This window comes from Acinetobacter sp. 129952, from assembly GCF_056642055.1.
In genome coordinates this window covers 58,255-77,415 of record NZ_JBWVSU010000003.1, presented here as the reverse complement: position 1 = coordinate 77,415, position 19,161 = coordinate 58,255, and the positions used below count along the sequence as shown (strand labels likewise).

The window sequence follows — 19,161 nt, the reverse complement described above, 5'->3', positions numbered from 1 at the left end:
ATGAAACAGATTCTGCTGGCCTATTTATTTGTCTGCTTACTTGGCATTGCGGGGCTGAGTATCTTGAGTTATGGACATGGGGCTGGCTATGTCTATCTGTATTGGCGCGAGTGGCAGTTACAAACCACCCTCTGGTTTTTGGCCGCATCCTTGGTCAGTGTAAGTTTTCTGATGCATTGCATCTGGTATGCTATCAAGCAGTATCGCAATCGTGAAAAGCGTAAAACTGAAACAGTCTTTAGTTTTTCCCGCTTGCACCCTTATGAACAATTGGCCGTGATCTGGTTATTAAACGCTGCGCAGGATCAGCGGGATTTTATTCAGCAGTCTTTTACTAAGTCGGGTTTACTTAAACATATTATTGATGCACGTTTATCTTGGGGGCAACAGCAATATACCCATGCATTAACTGCTTTAAATCAGTCCAATCCCATGGCTTTTGAATTGGCAGAATTACAGCGGATTGAAATTTATTTATCACAACAGCAAGGTGAACAAGCACTTACCCATTTAGAGTTTTTAAATCAGCATGAATTATCACCTTGGTTAATACAGGTTAAAACAGCCTATGAGCAGCGCCTTGTCGCCTTATGGGGGGTATTTGCCATGCAGTTTCCCTGGTTATATTTACGTTCGACCCAATATGGGCATTTGGACCAAGAAGTAAAAAAAACATGGCTGGAACAATTATTATTGGCCTATGATCAAGCCACACAGGACGATTTATTTTATTTACAGCAACGTTATTTAGATTTAAAACCTCAGATATTTGATCGTGACTATTCGGTCAAATTATTATGGTTGAAATTATTATTTAGAATGCCAGAAATGAGTGCCGAGCATGAAGTGCTTGCAATTCATTTAATGGAACAGCAATTTAATCAGGATGTCTTTTATTTGTGGTTCCAGCAACAGTTATTGCGTCAAAACCCGGATTATAATGCGATTGCACAACAGATTTCGCACTGGGAAGCCAAGTATCCGGCATTACCGGTTTTAAGCTTTGCGAAATGGCATGTATTGCAAGCCACAGGCTATACAGATCAAGCCCAGCAACTACTCGACTTGTATCCGGATGATATTCGTATGAGTTATTTAAGAATTAAAGCTGCCTTACAAGATCGGGAGGACTTGCTACAGCAGTTAAATGCAGTATTTGAATCGAATGTAAACTTTATAGAAATTAAGACTTGAGAATAATAATGTCAGAATTAAAACAATATCCAGTTATTTATGAACAAACAGTCGCATGGGGGTGATATGGATGCCTTTGGACATGTCAATAATGCCATGTATTACCGTTATGTCGAAAGTGCGCGTCTGGCTTATCTAGGGATATTAGATATACATAATGAACCGGTATTTACGGTAGTGTCTTCAAATCAGTGCCGTTATTTAAAACCTGTGGTTTTTCCTGATCATTTAAAAGTGGCAGCACGTATTGAAGAAATTCGAAATAGTGCAGTTAGAATGCAATATCTATTATGGAGTGAAAAACAGCAAAGTATTGTGGCTACTTCAGAAGCAGTGATTGTCTGTGTCGATAAAAAGACCATGCAGAAAACAGAAATTCCGGAACATATTCGCGAAAAAATCAAAGCACTTGAATTAAGCGTTCAACATGAAATTTAAAAATGAATGAATCATTTTGATTTGTAATTTTTTTTAAACTTTATTGTTATTGGTCTAAGGTTTTATATTGAATGTTTTATTTAATATAAATATGATGGGGCTATTATTTAACAAAACGAATAATATTATTTTTCGGAGAGCATTATGCCAGATATTACGCATTTATCAGTAGAAGAGTTAAAACGTTTACAAGCAGAAGCAGAATCACTGATTGCTTCAAAAAAAGATCAAGAGATTGAAGACGCTTATCAGCAAATCTTGGCAGTTGCCGAGAAAGTGGGTATGACAGTTGAACAGTTACTTGAATTTGGTGCGTCTAAACGTAAAAAATCATCACGTAAGTCGGTTGAGCCGCGTTACCGTAGCAAAAGCAATCCGGACGATACCTGGACTGGCCGTGGTAAACAACCGCGCTGGTTAGTGGCAGAATTGGAAAAAGGCGCAAAGCTGGACGATTTTCTGATCTAGGCCTCCATTTGATCTGGTCATTAGGCTGTCATACAGACAGTCTAAGATGATTAAACCAAGCATACCTGCTTGGTTTTTTTATATCTATGAATTGGCGTTGGTAGAAAAGTGTGCATAATGTGTGAGTATAAGGGAAAAATTATAAATGGGGATTTGGACTTGAGCGATTGGTCGTGGTGGGGATGAGCAGTAAACCGAAAACTTTAAGATGGTTGATCCTTACTCTTGTTGCATTTTTTATTTTTGTCGTATTACAAGTGCCAGCGGCCTGGTTAATTTCAAAATTTTATAAAAATAACCAGACTTTGCATAATGTAAACGGAAATATCTGGCAGGGAAGTGCGGACTGGAAAAAAGGCAATCTTCGGGGCAGTCTGAACTGGAAAGTACGGCCTCTGGATTTGCTGTTGCTGCGGGTTGGGGCACATGTGGATTTGCATAGCGGCAATACCCAGCTTTCCGGGATCATGGCTTATGGTCTGAATAAGTCTTTGATTGTCAAAAATCTTGAAGGGCAGGTCGCGCCTGAAACCTTAAAAAAAGTTGCAGACTGGCAATGGCCGAGTACTGCGATTCAGTTTAAAGATCTGGATTTTAAATATAAAAAAGATCAGGGTTTCAGTCAGGTGGCTGGGCAAATGCAATGGGCGGGTGGTGAGCTGATTTATACCTTTGCTCAGCGTCAGGAACGCATGAATGTACCCGCCATGACTGGACAACTCGCAGATGAAAGCGGACAGCTGTTAATTGATGTTCGGGATAGTCGCGATCAACGCATGCTGAATATCAAGCTTGATCCGAATCTGATGCTGGATATCCAGCTCACCCAGCGCTTTTTAATGAATGCGCCTTCCTATGAAGGTAAAGCCGGATTGGATACCTATGTGATCAGTACCCGCCAACCCTTAATGGGAGGCTTGAACTGATGGCAGTTTCTCTGAATGATTTAAAAAATATTGAACTGAAACAGATCAATCGTGCTGCACCTGTGGTTTTGTTACTGCTCATCCTGTATCTATGCTGGAAGCTGGCGGCTTTGTTCTGGTTGCTGATTGCTCCACCACAAGCCATGCAGCTGGATCGGGTTGAACTGGGTTCACAACAGGCACAAATTCCGAATATCGGTGCATTTTCACTGTTTCAGGAAGTTGGGCAGTCTGCGGGTGCTGTTGAAACGGCCAATATCATTTTACAAGGGGTGGTGGTTGCCAGTCCAAGTTATAACTCTTCTGCGGTACTGAAAATTAATGATCAGGTCGATCGTTACCGTGTCGGGGAAATGCTGGCCAATAGCGGTTTTGAGTTGGCTGAGGTGTATTGGGATCGGGTTATTCTGCGTCGATCCACAGGTGCTACTCAGGAAGTCTTATTCAAAGGTCTGGAAAATGGTTTGAATCAGCCGATTGTGCCGGAAACATCAGCATCTTCAAGTTCAATGCCTGCTATGCCTTCTAGTAGTATGCCTGAGCAGCCTTCGCCACAGAATGAAATTGGTCGAGCCATCCAGCAGATGCAGGAAAACAAGGACCAGTATTTACAAAATATGGGGGTCAGTGCAGCAGATGGTAGTTATGAAGTAACTTCACGCACACCGGCTGCATTGCGTAATCGCCTGGGTTTAAGACCAGGCGACCGGATCTTGTCTTTAAATGGTCAGACGCTGAGCCAAGGACAGACCGAAGCACAATTACTGGAACAGGCCCGACGTGAAGGTCAGGTCAAACTCGAAATAAAACGTGGTGATCAGGTGATGACCATACAACAAGATTTGAAGTGATGTGTCATCACGCATAGGGTTAGGAAACACGAAAGTTTATGGCTTTATTTAATAATAATCGATCAGCATGGGCATTCTGTGTGGCCGCACCGTTAATGGCCATGGTCAGTACGGCGAGTTATGCACAAACCTGGAAAATTAACCTTCGAGATGCTGACTTAACTGCATTCATTAATGAAGTGGCCGATATTACCGGCAAAAACTTTGCAGTCGATCCGCGGGTACGTGGCAACGTAACAGTCATTTCCAATAAAGCCCTGAATAAAAATGAAGTCTATGACCTGTTTTTAGGCGTACTGAATGTCAACGGTGTGGTGGCAATTCCTTCGGGTAATACCATCAAGCTGGTTCCGGACAGCAATGTCAAAAGCTCAGGCATTCCCTATGATGCCAGAAGCCGCGCCAGTGGTGACCAGATTGTGACACGGGTGTTGTGGCTGGAAAATACCAATCCGAATGACCTGATTCCTGCATTACGTCCCTTGATGCCGCAGTTTGCCCATTTGGCGGCAGTGCCGGGGACAAATGCACTGATTGTGTCGGATCGCGCCAGCAATATTTACCAGTTGGAAACCATTATTCGCAACCTGGATGGCACCGGTCAGAATGATATTGAAGCGGTCAGCTTACAATCGAGTCAAGCCGAAGAAATGATTGGACTGATCGAGTCCATGACTGCCACCGGTGGAGCTAAAGATGTCCGCGGTTCACGGGTGCGGGTGATTGCAGATACCCGTACCAACCGGATTATCATCAAAGGTGATCCCACGACGCGCAAACGGGTGCGTCAAGTAATCGAAACCTTGGATGTACCGGCTGCGGATCGTTTGGGTGGATTAAAAGTTTTTCGTCTGAAATATGCCAGCGCTAAAAATCTTGCGGAAATCTTGCAGGGTTTGGTAAGCGGGCAGGCGGTGAACAGTAATTCAAATTCGAGTAGTACATCCTCGAACTCGTCTTCGCTCAGTTCTAGTAGCAATTTAAATAACAATAATACCAGCACAGGTTCAAGTAGCAACACCTCTTCAGGCATTCAGCTGAATAGCGGCATGAATAATGAGCAGGGCGGAATTACCAGCTTTAATAGCAATGGCGTCAGTATTATTGCCGATACCACACAAAATTCTCTGGTGGTGAAAGCAGATCCACAACTGATGCGGGAAATTGAATCGGCAATTGATCAGCTGGATATCCGTCGTCAACAGGTTTTGATTGAAGCCGCGATTATTGAAGTTGAAGGAACTGATGCGGATCAACTCGGTGTGCAATGGGCCTTGGGTGATATCAGCAGTGGGATTGGGCTGGTGAACTTCGATAATTTTGGGACTAGTCTGAAAAATATTGCGGCCGGTTATCTCACCGGTGGCGGTGCAGGTGCTGCAAGTGCCGTGGGTGCGGGTAGTTCACTGGTGCTCGGTGATTATCGTGAAGGGAGTGATGGTTCCCGTCGTCTGTATGGTGCGATGATTCAGGCACTCAAAGAAACCACTAAATCCAACCTGTTGTCTACGCCGTCGATTGTGACCATGGACAATGAAGAAGCCTATATTGTGGTGGGTGAAAACGTACCCTTTGTCACAGGCTCAGTGTCTACAGGCGCTGCTGGAGTTGCTAATCCCTATACCACCATTGAACGTAAGGATGTCGGGGTCACTTTAAAGGTGGTTCCACATATTGGCGAAGATGGTACGGTACGCCTGGAAGTGGAACAGGAAGTTTCTGATGTCAAAGCCAGTAAAGGGCAGGCGCAGGATCTGGTTACCAGCAAGCGAGCGATCAAAACCTCAATTCTGGCCGAACATGGACAAACCATTGTGCTTGGTGGTCTGATTTCGGATAACACCAGTTATGGACGCCAAGCAGTGCCGGGTCTGGGTGCGATTCCAGGCTTGGGACGTTTATTCCGTTCTGAAGGTAAATCCAATCAGAAGCGTAACCTGCTGATTTTTATCCATCCAACCATTGTAGGCGATAAAAATGCAGTGCGTAAACTGACCCAACAACGCTATAGTCAGCTATATAGTCTGCAACTCGCACTCGATTCGGACGGGAACTTTGCCAAGCTGCCAGAAAGTGTTGAAGATGTGTATCAACAGCGAATTCCAGTATCCAGAACGCCATTGCAAAACTCGACTTATCAAACTGTGCCGACCGCACCCGTTCAGGCGCAGCCAGCCAATGTAGTTGTTACGCCGGTAGCGATAGAACCAGTGATTCAGCGACAAGTGGTAGAACCCGTCCAACAGGTAGAAAAAAGTAAAAATACCGTTACAACAACCACACTTAGACCCAAAAGCTAAGTCATTCGCATTTGCAGACAGCATGTTATGATAATGTCAAAGAGAACAGAGAAGTAACTTTCATGACTTGGAAAATACACGCGATTACAGGCGACTTAACAGGACAGGAAATTAGCATTGACCGTGACATGCTGGTGGGGCGTCATCAGGCGGCAGATATCGTGTTACAGGCTGCGGAAATCTCCCGTAAACATGCGGCATTTTTACTAAAGGATGATGCGCTCTGGGTGCAGGATTTGGGTTCATCGAATGGCACTTTCGTCAATGATGTGCAGATTGCGCAAGAAACCTTATTAAAGCAGGATGACATTGTTCAGTTTGCCAGCTTGAAATTTTCAGTAATGGCGCCTGCGGCTGCAGTAGAGGTTCCAGCAGAAATTGAAGCAACGGCAGAAAAAGTCGTGGAACAGGTCGAAGTCGCTGAGCCTACACCTGCACAGCAAATGAATGATCAGGGAATGCCGGAACTGAAACATCGTGATGCTACGGTACAATTAACCCGTGATGGCATGCCAACCAATGTCGGTATTCCAAAACCGGCACCTATTCCGGAAGGCGTGGACATTAATGCGGTAAAACCAGAGCCTACCCCAATTCCGGTTGAGCAGCCTGTATCACGTGTAGAACAGGAAAAAGAAACCCAGAAAAATGTATCTGTAGGTTTGATTTCAGTGATTGTGCTGATTATTTTGGCAATTATGGCTTGGTTGTTGTTCAAATAAGCTGATGATTGGTTACAATCAAGGCATGCATAGCGCATGCCTTTTTTGTGGCTGCGCACATTATAAAAGAGGGTCGGGATGTCTATTGCACAATTAGAAAAGCGCGAACTGATCTTGTTTGATCTGGATGGTACCTTGGTGGATTCAGCACATGATCTGTATCGGGCCATGAATATGAGTCTGAATGTGCTGCAATTGCCTTTGGTGACCGAAGATCAGGTGCGGACCTGGGTGGGCAAGGGCACGTCGATATTCTGTGAAAGTGTACTCCAGCATCTGGTTGGCGAAGTCACACCGGCACAGCATCAAGAGCTCTTAAACACTTTTTTGGATATTTATAATGTCGATCCCTGTGTTGATACCGTTCCTTTTCCGGGAATCCTGAAATTTCTGGACTGGGCCAAAGCTCAAGGTAAAACCCTGATTTGTGTGACCAATAAGCCTGAACTTCCTGCCCGCAGTATTCTAGATACCTTGGATATGGCTCATTATTTTGCCGATACTATTGGTGGCGACCGTTTTACTGAACGTAAGCCGCACCCACGCCAGTTGTTGCACTGTGTCGAACATTATAAGGTGAGCAAAGAACAGGTCTTGCTCATTGGCGATTCTTCCAATGATGTTGAAGCCGCACGCCGCGCCGGGATTGATTGTGTTGTGGTCAGCTATGGCTATAATCATGGTGAAAATATTGCAGATTGTCAGCCGCAGCAGATTGTGGATGATCTTAGAGAATTACTTGCCTAATACGCGTACTAAGGAAAGAAAATGAATAGTTGTAAGGTTTTTCGATGGCGTCGCTCAGTTCAATTCTATTTACATACTGAGTAACCCTAATTTAAAGAGAAAAACCGCATGACCACTCAAGCACAATTCCAGCAACTTGCTGCACAAGGCTATAATCTCATTCCTGTTTATCGTCAGCGTCTGGCAGATACCGATACACCACTTTCTATTTTTGCACGCCTTAAACAGCATCAGCAGGCTTATTTATTTGAATCCGTAGAAGGCGGAGAGAACTGGGCACGCTATTCGATTATTGGACTAGGTGAATCTACTGTATTTTCCTGCAATGCAGGCGAACTGACGGTACAGCATGCAGATGCTTCAATTGAAAAACAGCACTGTGCTGATCCATTTCAATATATCCGTGATTTTCAGGCGCAATTTAAGGTGCCTACCCAGGTAGAATTGCCGGACTTGCCGAGTTTTACTGGTGGATTAGTTGGTTACTTTGGTTACGACGCTGTGCGTTATATCGAGCCGAAGTTAAAAAATGTGCCTGAAGCAGATCCGGTTGGTTTACCCGATATCTGGATGATGCTGTCTAAAACCGTCATCGTGTTTGATAATTTAAAAGATACCTTGTTCCTGATCGTACATGCTGATGCCACTGCTCCGGGTTCTTATGAAAAAGCACATGAACAATTAAATGAATTAGAAAATATTCTTGCCACGCCCATCAGTCTTAAAGCTGAAAAACATAGGCCGCCACATTTCGAGTCCCTCACCGGACATGACAACTTCATTGCTTCGGTGGAAAAGGTCAAAGAGTATATTCGTGCTGGAGATGTAATGCAGGTCGTACCCGGGCACCGGATGGTGTCTGACTTCGACGGTGACCCGCTACAGGTGTATCGTGCGCTGCGTCATCTCAATCCATCGCCGTATTTGTTCCTGGTGCAAGGGCAGACCTTGGAAAATAACACGCCATTCCATATTGTCGGTTCCTCTCCTGAAATTCTGTCCCGTCTGGAAAATGGTATTGCCACAGTTCGTCCATTAGCGGGAACCCGTCCACGTGGCAAAACCAAAGAAGAAGATCTGGCACTTGAGCAGGACTTACTCTCTGACGAAAAAGAAATTGCTGAACATGTCATGCTGATTGATCTGGGACGTAATGATGTGGGACGCATTGCAAAAATTGGCAAAGTGCAGGTAACTGATCAAATGGTGATCGAACGTTATTCACATGTGATGCATATTGTCTCCAATGTGCAGGGTGAAGTACGTGATGATGTCGATGCTCTGGACGTTTTTAAGGCAACTTTCCCCGCAGGCACACTTTCAGGCGCGCCAAAAATCCGTGCCATGGAAATTATTGACGAAGTTGAGCCGGTAAAACGTGGAATTTTTGGTGGTGCTGTTGGTTATTTAGGCTGGCATGGCGAAATGGACATGTCGATTGCGATTCGTACCTGTGTCATTCGCGAAAATAAGGTCTATGTTCAGGCTGGAGCAGGGTTAGTTGCCGACTCAAATCCTGAATCTGAGTGGAATGAAACCCAAATAAAAGCTCGCGCAGTGATCAAAGCGGTTGAATTATCATCAAATGGTTTGATTTTATGAGTTTTTGACGTTTTTTTTGAAAAAAACACTTGCAAGGATTCTGAGTTTTGCTAAACTGCACACCGTTCCGATACGAAACGTACGAAACACTAAGAAACGCCGGCATAGCTCAGTTGGTAGAGCAACTGACTTGTAATCAGTAGGTCCACAGTTCGAATCCGTGTGCCGGCACCATCTTAGAAGTTTGGTAGTGTGAAGTAAAGAACAGCACTGATGTAAGTGTAAAAAATGGTGAGGTTCCCGAGCGGTCAAAGGGGGCGGACTGTAACTCCGCTACGAAAGTTTCGAAGGTTCGAATCCTTCCCTCACCACCAATTTTAAGACTTCAATAAGTGGTTTGTACCAACATCGTGCGGGAGTAGCTCAGTTGGTAGAGCGGTAGCCTTCCAAGCTACATGTCGCGAGTTCGACCCTCGTCTCCCGCTCCATTGAAGTACTAATATTTGCTCTTATAGCTCAGTGGTAGAGCACTCCCTTGGTAAGGGAGAGGTCTCGAGTTCAAATCTCGATAAGAGCTCCAGATTACAGTTTAGCAACTCTGTTGCAAAGAAATTCCAAAAGCAGGCTATTTAGTCTGCTTTTCAAGTATTTGGTGTTCGGTTTTTTTAAACGATATGTCGGAGCTGGGTTTTACTCAGAATTGTGTTCGACGTAAACGAGGAAGATTAACATGGCTAAGGCTAAGTTTGAACGTAATAAGCCACACGTTAACGTGGGCACAATTGGTCACGTTGACCATGGTAAAACAACTTTAACAGCTGCAATTGCAACTGTATGTGCGAAGAAATTCGGTGGCGAAGCGAAAGACTACGCTGCAATCGACTCTGCACCAGAAGAAAAAGCACGTGGTATTACAATTAATACTTCACACGTAGAATACGATTCTCCAACTCGTCACTACGCTCACGTAGACTGCCCGGGCCACGCCGATTATGTTAAAAACATGATTACTGGTGCTGCTCAGATGGATGGTGCGATCCTTGTATGTGCTGCGACTGATGGTCCTATGCCACAGACTCGTGAACACATCCTGCTTTCTCGTCAGGTAGGTGTACCTTACATCGTTGTATTCTTGAACAAATGCGACCTTGTAGACGACGAAGAGCTTCTTGAACTAGTTGAAATGGAAGTTCGTGAACTTCTTTCTACTTACGACTTCCCGGGTGATGACACTCCAGTGATCCGTGGTTCTGCTCTTCTTGCGCTTAACGGTGATGACAGCCAATACGGCGAGCCAGCTGTAGTTGCGCTTGTTGAAGCACTTGACTCTTACATTCCAGAGCCAGAGCGTGCAATTGACCTTCCATTCCTTATGCCAATTGAAGACGTATTCTCAATCTCTGGTCGTGGTACAGTAGTAACTGGCCGTGTTGAGACTGGTATCGTTAAAGTAGGTGAGTCTGTAGAAATCGTTGGTATCCGTGATACTCAAACTACTACAGTAACCGGCGTAGAAATGTTCCGTAAACTTCTTGACGAAGGTCGTGCGGGCGAGAACTGTGGTGTTCTTCTTCGTGGTACTAAGCGTGAAGACGTACAACGTGGTCAAGTATTGACTAAACCAGGTGCGATCAAGCCACACACTAAATTCGATGCGGAAGTATACGTACTTTCTAAAGAAGAAGGTGGTCGTCACACTCCATTCCTTAACGGTTACCGTCCACAGTTCTACTTCCGTACTACGGACGTAACTGGTGCGATCGCGCTTAAAGAAGGCGTGGAAATGGTTATGCCTGGTGACAACGTTGAGATGTCAGTAGAGCTAATCCACCCAATCGCAATGGACCCAGGTCTACGTTTTGCGATCCGTGAAGGCGGTCGTACAGTGGGTGCTGGTGTAGTTGCTAAAGTAACTGCATAATCATAGAATAAGACAAGCAGGTTGGAGCTTAGGCTCCAACTTGTTGTTTTGCAGGTCAGTAGTTCAATTGGTAGAGCGTCGGTCTCCAAAACCGAATGTTGGGGGTTCGAGTCCCTCCTGACCTGCCAAGTTTCTAAAAAGACGCTTGATGTCGGCAAAATTGGTCATATAATAAGTCGCGAAACCTACGACGAGTACAAAAATGTCGAATGAAAAATCACGCGACGCATTAGGCGAAGCGGCAATTCCTCAAAGAAATAATCCTGCAGTAGATGTAAGTTCTGGTTCTCCATTAGACATGGTTCTATGGGTTATCGCCTTGATTTTATTGGTTGGTGCAATGATGGTAAACCAATATTTACCAGCGTACTGGGCACCTGCGAATGATATTTGGGTGCGCGTTGGGGTGATTTTGGCTTGTATCGTTGCAGCATTCGGTTTATTATACGCCACCCATCAAGGCAAAGGCTTTATTCGTCTGCTGAAAGATGCACGAATTGAGTTGCGTCGAGTGACCTGGCCTACCAAGCAAGAGACGATGTCCACATCTTGGCAAGTTCTTGTTGTAGTCGTAATTGCATCCATCTTATTGTGGTGTTTTGACTATATTTTAGGCTGGTTAATGAAGTTTATTATCGGGTAAGAGAGCTATGAAACGTTGGTACATTATTCATGCCTATTCAGGTTATGAAAAACAAGTGATGCGTTCGCTTAATGATCGAATCCAGCGTAGCGCTGTTGCCGATAGCTTTGGTGAAGTCCTTGTTCCTACCGAAGAAGTGGTAGAAATGAAGGATGGCAAGAAGCGTAAATCAGAGCGTAAGTTCTTTCCTGGCTATGTCCTAGTCGAAATGGAAATGAACGATGATACTTGGCACATTGTTAAAGAATGTCCAAAAGTTTTAGGTTTTATTGGTGGTACGGCTGAAAAACCGGCACCGATTACGCAAAAAGAAGCAGATGCGATTCTTGCGCGTGTACGCAATACTGGCGAAGCACCTCGTCCTAAGACGATGTTTGAACCAGGCGAAGAATTACTCGTGGTTGACGGGCCATTCACCGACTTTAAAGGTGTGGTGGAAGAAGTTCAGTACGAAAAGTCGCGTTTAACGCTGACCATTAATGTATTTAACCGACCAACTCAAGTTGAATTGGAATTTCGTCAAGTCGAAAAATCAGTCTAATTTGTATGGGTTGAAAACGCCTGACTTATTTATAAGTCAGGCATTGTTGTTGTAACGGTATCGTTACTTGAAATCATTGGGGAGCCTTCACCGGCGTTTGCACCCAGAGGTAATTTGAAATGGCTAAGAAGATTGACGGCTATATCAAGCTGCAAGTTCCAGCTGGTAAAGCGAATCCATCTCCACCGATTGGTCCTGCACTAGGTCAACGTGGTGTGAACATCATGGCATTCTGTAAAGAATTCAATGCTGCTACACAAAAAGTTGAAGCTGGTCTGCCAATTCCAGTCGTGATCACTGTGTACAACGACAAGTCGTTCACATTCATCATGAAAACTCCACCTGCTGCTGTTCTTCTTAAGAAAGCTGCTGGTATCCAGAAGGGTTCAGCTGTACCTAACAAAACTAAAGTTGGTAAGTTGACTCGTGCTCAAATCGAAGAAATCGCGACTACTAAAGAACCAGATTTGACTGGTGCTGATTTAGACGCACGTGTACGTACCATTGCTGGTTCTGCGCGTTCTATGGGCTTGGAAGTGGAGCTTTAAGACATGGCTAAATTAACTAAACGTCAAAAAGCGATTGTTGCTGCTGTAGAAGCACACAAAGTTTACACGCTAGAAGAAGCTGTTGCAGTTTTAGAGAGCCTTCCAGCTCCTAAATTCAAAGAATCTCTAGATATCGCGGTAAACCTAGGTGTTGATCCTCGTAAATCTGACCAAGTTGTTCGTGGCGCGACTACACTTCCTGCAGGTACTGGTAAAACTGTACGTGTAGCTGTATTCGCTCAAGGCGCTGCTGCTGAAGCTGCTAAAGCTGAAGGCGCAGACGTTGTTGGTTTCGACGATCTTGCTGAAAGCATCCAAGCGGGTAACCTTGACTTTGACGTAGTAATTGCTGCTCCAGATGCAATGCGCGTTGTAGGTAAACTTGGTACGATCCTTGGTCCACGTGGCTTAATGCCAAACCCTAAAGTGGGTACTGTAACTCCTGACGTTGCTACTGCAGTTAAAAATGCAAAAGCTGGTCAAGCACGTTACCGCGTAGACAAAGCTGGTATTATCCATGCTGCGATCGGTCAAGTAGGTTTTGAAGCTGCTGCTGTTCGTCAAAACGTTGAAGCACTTGTTGCTGACTTGAAGCGTTTGAAACCTGCTACGTCTAAAGGCGTATACATTCAAAAGATCACTTTGAGCTCAACTATGGGTCCTGGTTTGATCGTTGATGTAGCAAACGTTTCTAAATAAGTCTCGACTTATTACAGAATTTTAAAGCCCTGAGTAAAATTTGAAGCAGTTCTTCAAATTTTACGCAAGAAACGCTCCGTCGTATTTTGCAAACTTAGGCAAACTTTGAATTGATAAATGAAAATTTATCAGCGTCAAAGACCGCGGGCGAGGGGAGTTTTATGCTTCTCTCTTAATAGCCCAGCCTGCGTAGACGCGGTGGTGTGATTTGTTCATCCTCCGCGTGTGAGTCCAGTGATGGTCTTGCGAATTGGGAGTGTACTTCGCGTAAGTACATAAATCACCGTTAGGAGGTTTTACAATGGCTCTTCTTATCGAAGGCAAAAAACAGATCGTAGCTGAAGTAGCTGAAGTTGCTTCTACTGCATTTGCTGCTGTTGTTGCTGACTATCAAGGTTTGACTGTAGAGCAGTTAACTACTCTACGTGTTGAAGCGCGTAAACTTGGTGTTACTACACGTATCGTTCGTAACACTTTGGCTAAACGTGCTCTTCAAGATACTCAATTCAATATCTTGAACGACAACCTTGTTGGCCCAACAATCTTAGCTTTCTCGAATTCTGAAGACGACATGGGTGCTGCTGCACGTTTGTTCGAAGAATTCGCTAAAACTAATAAAGCATTTGAACTTAAAGCTGCTGCATTTGATGGCAAACTTTATCAAGGTGCAGAAGTTAGCGTAATCGCGAATCTTCCGAACCAAGAGAAAGCGCTTACTATGCTTGCAAACGTTCTTCAAGCTCCTATTTCGAAATTGGGCCGCTTACTTACAGCGCTTCAAGAGAAAAACGAGTCAGAAGCTGCTTAAGCTCAAACTTAAACACACATCATTCAATACCCATTTGGAGTTAATCTCATGGCTTTAACAAACGAAGAAATCCTAAACGCAGTTGCTGAAAAAACTGTTCTTGAACTTGTTGAACTTATCTCTGCTTTCGAAGAGAAATTCAATGTATCTGCTGCTGCTGTAGCTGTTGCTGCTGGTCCTGCTGCTGCTGCTGCTGAAGAACAAACTGAATTCAATGTTGAATTGACTTCTTTCGGCGCGAACAAAGTTGCTGTAATTAAAGCAGTTCGTGAAGCGACTGGCCTTGGCTTGAAAGAAGCTAAAGACATGGTTGAAGGCGCTCCTGCAGTTCTTAAAGAAGGCGTTTCTAAAGAAGAAGGCGAAGAGCTTAAGAAGAAACTTGAAGAAGCTGGTGCTACAGTTACTCTTAAGTAATTTCTTAAGGGAGCCGGTTTTTTTATAATCGGCTCCAAAAATTGGCTGATGGCTCTTGGGTCATCAGCCTTTTTGCGTTACAATAATCGGCTCGATTTTTGTTTGCATGATATAAAAATCATACAAATTGAAAATAAACATAATGAACAAACGTTTACCAATATTTTTCATTAAAAAATATTGATAAGCGTTTTAATACCACTAAAAATTGCAGCATTTGTAAAGAGTGGTGGCCATATCGGCCAGCGTAATTCCTTCTGAGCCCGTTCTGCAGGCGGGCTTGGTTTACACTTTCCGAGGACTCCAGATGGCATACTCATATACCGAAAAGAAACGGATCCGTAAGAATTTTGGTAAATTGCCTAGCGTCATGGATGCTCCGTACTTGCTCGCGATTCAAGTCGACTCGTACAGAACATTCTTACAAGATGGCAAATCACCAAAAAACCGCGAAGATATCGGTCTCCAAGCCGCATTTCGTTCAGTTTTTCCTATTGAAAGTTATTCTGGCAATGCTGCTTTAGAATTTGTTGAGTATAGTCTTGGTAAGCCTGAGTTTGATGTACGCGAATGTATCCTTCGTGGCTCAACTTATGCAGCACCAATGCGTGTAAAAATTCGTTTGATCCTGAAAGATCGTGAAACGAAGTCAATTAAAGACGTACGTGAACAAGAAGTCTATATGGGCGAAATGCCATTGATGACGGATAACGGTACCTTTGTAATTAACGGTACCGAGCGTGTGATCGTGTCACAATTACACCGTTCACCAGGCGTATTCTTTGACCACGATAAAGGCAAGACTCACTCAAGTGGTAAAGTCCTTTATTCAGCGCGTATCATTCCTTACCGTGGTTCATGGTTAGACTTTGAATTCGATGCCAAAGACCTCGTCTATGTCCGTATTGACCGTCGTCGTAAATTGCTTGCGACCGTGGTACTTCGTGCCTTGGGTTATAGCAACGAAAACATTCTCGACATGTTCTACGAGAAAGTACCTGTATATCTTGACATGGGTAGCTACCAGATTGACCTGGTGCCTGAACGTCTGCGTGGCGAAATGGCACAATTTGACATTCTGGACAAGGATGGCAAGGCAATTGTTGAGCAAGGTAAACGTATCAATGCGCGTCATGTACGTCAAATGGAAGCTTCAGGTCTTGAAAAACTTGCAGTGCCAGATGAGTACCTGTATGAGCGTATCACTGCTGAAGACATCCCATTAAAAGATGGTGATGTGATTGCAGCCAATACTGTATTAAGCCATGAAATCATGGTGAAAATTGCAGAAGGCGGCGTGAAGCAGTTCAATATTCTGTTCACCAATGATATCGACCGCGGTTCATTCGTTGCAGATTCTCTACGTGCAGATACAACGAGCAATCGTGAAGAAGCATTGGTAGAAATCTACAAAGTGATGCGCCCAGGCGAGCCACCAACAAAAGAAGCTGCTGAAAACTTATTCAATAACTTGTTCTTCTCTTCTGAACGTTATGACTTGTCTCCAGTGGGTCGTATGAAGTTCAACCGTCGTTTGGGTCGTCCTTACGAAGTCGGTACAGATCAGAAGTCACGTGAAGTTGAAGGCATTCTCTCGAACGAAGATATCACTGATGTATTAAAAACATTAGTTGAAATCCGTAACGGTAAAGGTGAAGTCGACGATATCGATCACTTGGGTAACCGTCGTGTTCGTTCTGTTGGTGAAATGACAGAAAACCAATTCCGTGTAGGTCTGGTTCGTGTAGAACGTGCTGTTAAAGAACGTTTAAGCCAAGCTGAAACTGACAACCTGTCTCCGCAAGATTTGATCAATGCGAAGCCAGTAGCTGCTGCAATCAAAGAATTCTTTGGTTCAAGCCAGTTGTCTCAGTTTATGGACCAAAACAACCCGTTATCTGAGATTACCCACAAACGTCGTGTTTCTGCGCTTGGTCCCGGCGGTTTAACACGTGAGCGTGCAGGCTTTGAAGTACGTGACGTACATCAAACTCACTACGGTCGTGTATGTCCAATTGAAACACCGGAAGGTCCAAACATTGGTTTGATCAACTCGCTTTCTGTTTATGCGAAATGTAACAACTTCGGTTTCCTGGAAACCCCATACCGTAAGGTTGTTGATGGTCGTGTAACAGATGAAGTTGAATACCTCTCTGCAATTGAAGAAGTAGGCACTGTGATTGCACAGGCCGATTCTGCAATGGATAAAGACGGTAACTTAACAGAAGAGTTTGTATCTGTTCGTCATCAAGGTGACTTCGTACGTATTCCTCCTGAAAAAGTAACCCATATGGATGTATCTGCTCAGCAGGTTGTATCTGTAGCAGCGTCACTGATTCCATTCCTAGAACACGATGACGCCAACCGTGCGTTAATGGGTTCGAACATGCAACGTCAGGCAGTTCCGACGTTGATCGCTGACAAGCCGCTTGTTGGTACCGGTATGGAAGCGAACGTAGCACATGACTCAGGTGTATGTGTGATCGCTCAACGTGGTGGTCGTATCGAGTTTGTTGATGCGTCTCGTGTGGTTATTCGTGTGAATGAAGACGAAATGATCGCAGGTGAGGCAGGTGTAGATATCTACAACCTGATCAAGTACACCCGTTCGAACCAGAACACTTGTATCAACCAGAAAGTTCTTGTGAACCTGGGCGATAAAGTAGGTCGTGGTGATGTCCTGGCTGATGGTCCATCAACTGATGGCGGTGAGCTGGCACTGGGTCAGAACATGCGCGTTGCGTTCATGACCTGGAACGGTTACAACTACGAAGACTCGATCTTACTTTCTGAACGTGTACTTCAAGAAGACCGTTTAACGTCTATTCATATCCAGGAATTGTCATGTGTTGCACGTGATACCAAACTGGGTGCGGAAGAAATCACTGCTGATATTCCGAACGTAGGTGAAGCTGCTCTGTCTAAACTGGACGAGTCAGGTATCGTTTACATCGGTGCTGAAGTAACTGCTGGCGATATCCTTGTTGGTAAAGTAACCCCTAAAGGTGAAACACAGCTTACTCCGGAAGAAAAATTGCTACGTGCAATCTTCGGTGAAAAAGCGGCTGACGTAAAAGACTCATCTTTACGTGTTCCATCAGGTACTAAAGGTACTGTGATTGACGTTCAAGTGTTTACACGTGACGGTCTTGAAAAAGACGAACGTGCTCAAGCAATTGAAAAAGCGCAATTGGATGCATACCGTAAAGACTTGAAAGAAGAATTCAAAATCTTCGAAGAAGCTGCACGTGAACGTGTAATCCGCCTACTGAATGGCCAAGAGTCGAATGGTGGCGGTACAACTAAACGTGGCGACAAACTGTCTGAAGACGTGTTGTCTGGTTTAGAGCTTGTTGATCTTCTTGAAATTCAACCAGTTGATGAAGCAATTGCTGAACGTTTAACTCAAATTCAAGTGTTCTTGAAAGAGAAGAGCTTCGAAATTGACGAGAAATTTGCTGAGAAAAAACGCAAACTTTCTACAGGCGATGAACTGACGACTGGCGTATTGAAAGTAGTTAAAGTTTATCTTGCTGTAAAACGTCGCATCCAGCCGGGTGATAAGATGGCGGGTCGTCACGGTAACAAAGGTGTTGTATCAAACATCTTGCCGGTAGAAGACATGCCACATGATGCCAACGGTGTACCTGTTGATATCGTATTGAACCCGCTTGGCGTACCATCGCGTATGAACGTGGGTCAGATTCTTGAAACTCACTTGGGTATGGCGGCGAAAGGTCTTGGCGATCAAATCGACAAGATGATGAAAGAGCAACGTACTGTACTTGAGCTTCGTGATTTCCTAGACAAGATTTACAACAAAGTTGGTGGCGAGCAAGAAGATCTTGATAGCTTGACTGATGAAGAAATCTTGAAACTTTCTGGCAACTTGCGTGCTGGCGTGCCTTTGGCTACTCCGGTATTTGATGGTGCTGAAGAAGGTCAGATCAAAGAGTTGTTACAACTTGCAGGCCTGTCTAGTACTGGTCAGACCGTATTATATGATGGTCGTACTGGTGAGCGTTTCGATCGTCCGGTAACTGTAGGTTACATGTACATGCTGAAACTGAACCACTTGGTTGATGACAAGATGCATGCGCGTTCAACTGGTTCTTACTCTCTAGTAACGCAACAGCCGCTTGGTGGTAAAGCACAATTCGGTGGTCAGCGTTTCGGTGAGATGGAAGTCTGGGCACTAGAAGCTTACGGTGCAGCATATACGCTACAAGAAATGCTGACTGTGAAATCGGATGACGTTGAAGGCCGTACCCGTATCTACAAGAACATTGTAGATGGCAACCATTATATGGACCCGGGCATGCCTGAATCGTTCAACGTATTGACCAAAGAGATCCGTTCTTTAGGTATCAACATTGAACTGAAAAATGGTGACTAATTA

Annotated in this window: 16 protein-coding genes, 5 tRNA genes and 1 pseudogene; all 22 read left to right on the top strand. The window is 44.4% G+C overall.

From position 1 onward, the window contains the following. The 22 genes and pseudogenes from AC1IR0_RS04675 to rpoB all read left to right on the top strand — a co-directional run bounded on the left by AC1IR0_RS04675 (position 1) and on the right by rpoB (position 19,158). Positions 1–1,194: a heme biosynthesis protein HemY gene (locus tag AC1IR0_RS04675; RefSeq protein ID WP_409651613.1), complete on the top strand. Its 1,194-nt coding sequence runs from the start codon at positions 1–3 to the stop codon at positions 1,192–1,194. Between the two features lie 8 nt (positions 1,195–1,202). Further along, positions 1,203–1,632 (top strand): annotated as a pseudogene (locus AC1IR0_RS04670) (acyl-CoA thioesterase). A gap of 141 nt (positions 1,633–1,773) precedes the next feature. Further along, positions 1,774–2,100 carry an H-NS histone family protein gene (locus AC1IR0_RS04665; protein WP_026055760.1) on the top strand — a complete coding sequence of 109 codons (327 nt, stop codon included), beginning with the start codon at positions 1,774–1,776 and terminating at the stop codon, positions 2,098–2,100. Positions 2,101–2,282: 182 nt separating this feature from the next. Then, positions 2,283–3,026, top strand: a complete 744-nt coding sequence (gspN, locus tag AC1IR0_RS04660; protein WP_409651616.1) for a type II secretion system protein N — start codon at positions 2,283–2,285, stop codon at positions 3,024–3,026. Further along, positions 3,026–3,877: a type II secretion system protein N gene (locus AC1IR0_RS04655; RefSeq protein WP_409651619.1), complete on the top strand. Its 852-nt coding sequence runs from the start codon at positions 3,026–3,028 to the stop codon at positions 3,875–3,877. Before gspN ends, AC1IR0_RS04655 begins: the two co-directional genes overlap by 1 nt. 38 nt (positions 3,878–3,915) lie before the next feature. Continuing rightward, positions 3,916–6,177, top strand: coding sequence for a type II secretion system secretin GspD (gene gspD, locus AC1IR0_RS04650; RefSeq protein WP_312586292.1), 2,262 nt, complete (start codon positions 3,916–3,918; stop codon positions 6,175–6,177). 62 nt (positions 6,178–6,239) lie between these two features. After that, complete coding sequence (locus tag AC1IR0_RS04645) at positions 6,240–6,899, top strand: FHA domain-containing protein (RefSeq protein WP_004729299.1); 660 nt, start codon at positions 6,240–6,242, stop codon at positions 6,897–6,899. A gap of 78 nt (positions 6,900–6,977) precedes the next feature. Next, on the top strand, positions 6,978–7,646 hold the full coding sequence (gene gph, locus AC1IR0_RS04640) for a phosphoglycolate phosphatase (RefSeq protein WP_312586293.1): 669 nt from the start codon (positions 6,978–6,980) through the stop codon (positions 7,644–7,646). A gap of 108 nt (positions 7,647–7,754) precedes the next feature. Then, the gene (gene trpE, locus AC1IR0_RS04635; RefSeq protein ID WP_409651624.1) at positions 7,755–9,248 is read left to right on the top strand and encodes an anthranilate synthase component I; all 1,494 of its coding nucleotides are present in this window, start codon (positions 7,755–7,757) and stop codon (positions 9,246–9,248) included. Positions 9,249–9,346: 98 nt separating this feature from the next. Beyond that, positions 9,347–9,422 (top strand) — tRNA-Thr (locus tag AC1IR0_RS04630). 56 nt (positions 9,423–9,478) lie between these two features. Beyond that, positions 9,479–9,562 (top strand) — tRNA-Tyr (locus tag AC1IR0_RS04625). 38 nt (positions 9,563–9,600) lie between these two features. Further along, positions 9,601–9,676 (top strand) — tRNA-Gly (locus AC1IR0_RS04620). 17 nt (positions 9,677–9,693) lie between these two features. Then, positions 9,694–9,768, top strand: a tRNA-Thr gene (locus AC1IR0_RS04615). Positions 9,769–9,918: 150 nt separating this feature from the next. After that, positions 9,919–11,109: an elongation factor Tu gene (tuf, locus tag AC1IR0_RS04610; protein WP_004646112.1), complete on the top strand. Its 1,191-nt coding sequence runs from the start codon at positions 9,919–9,921 to the stop codon at positions 11,107–11,109. Positions 11,110–11,161: 52 nt separating this feature from the next. Beyond that, positions 11,162–11,237: transfer RNA gene (locus tag AC1IR0_RS04605), tRNA-Trp, on the top strand. A 74-nt stretch (positions 11,238–11,311) separates the two neighbouring features. Beyond that, on the top strand, positions 11,312–11,752 hold the full coding sequence (gene secE / locus AC1IR0_RS04600) for a preprotein translocase subunit SecE (RefSeq protein ID WP_004278617.1): 441 nt from the start codon (positions 11,312–11,314) through the stop codon (positions 11,750–11,752). 7 nt (positions 11,753–11,759) lie between these two features. Beyond that, positions 11,760–12,293: a transcription termination/antitermination protein NusG gene (gene nusG, locus AC1IR0_RS04595; RefSeq protein ID WP_004278615.1), complete on the top strand. Its 534-nt coding sequence runs from the start codon at positions 11,760–11,762 to the stop codon at positions 12,291–12,293. Between the two features lie 119 nt (positions 12,294–12,412). Beyond that, entirely contained in the window at positions 12,413–12,841 is a 429-nt protein-coding gene (rplK, locus tag AC1IR0_RS04590; RefSeq protein ID WP_004278614.1) for a 50S ribosomal protein L11, read from the top strand. Between the two features lie 3 nt (positions 12,842–12,844). After that, positions 12,845–13,540, top strand: a complete 696-nt coding sequence (gene rplA / locus AC1IR0_RS04585; RefSeq protein WP_004278613.1) for a 50S ribosomal protein L1 — start codon at positions 12,845–12,847, stop codon at positions 13,538–13,540. A 301-nt stretch (positions 13,541–13,841) separates the two neighbouring features. Further along, positions 13,842–14,348, top strand: a complete 507-nt coding sequence (gene rplJ, locus AC1IR0_RS04580) for a 50S ribosomal protein L10 (RefSeq protein ID WP_004278612.1) — start codon at positions 13,842–13,844, stop codon at positions 14,346–14,348. A 48-nt stretch (positions 14,349–14,396) separates the two neighbouring features. Then, positions 14,397–14,762 carry a 50S ribosomal protein L7/L12 gene (gene rplL, locus AC1IR0_RS04575; RefSeq protein ID WP_004278611.1) on the top strand — a complete coding sequence of 122 codons (366 nt, stop codon included), beginning with the start codon at positions 14,397–14,399 and terminating at the stop codon, positions 14,760–14,762. A 307-nt stretch (positions 14,763–15,069) separates the two neighbouring features. Further along, the gene (gene rpoB / locus AC1IR0_RS04570) at positions 15,070–19,158 is read left to right on the top strand and encodes a DNA-directed RNA polymerase subunit beta (RefSeq protein ID WP_005102827.1); all 4,089 of its coding nucleotides are present in this window, start codon (positions 15,070–15,072) and stop codon (positions 19,156–19,158) included. The last annotated feature ends 3 nt before the right edge of the window (positions 19,159–19,161 follow it).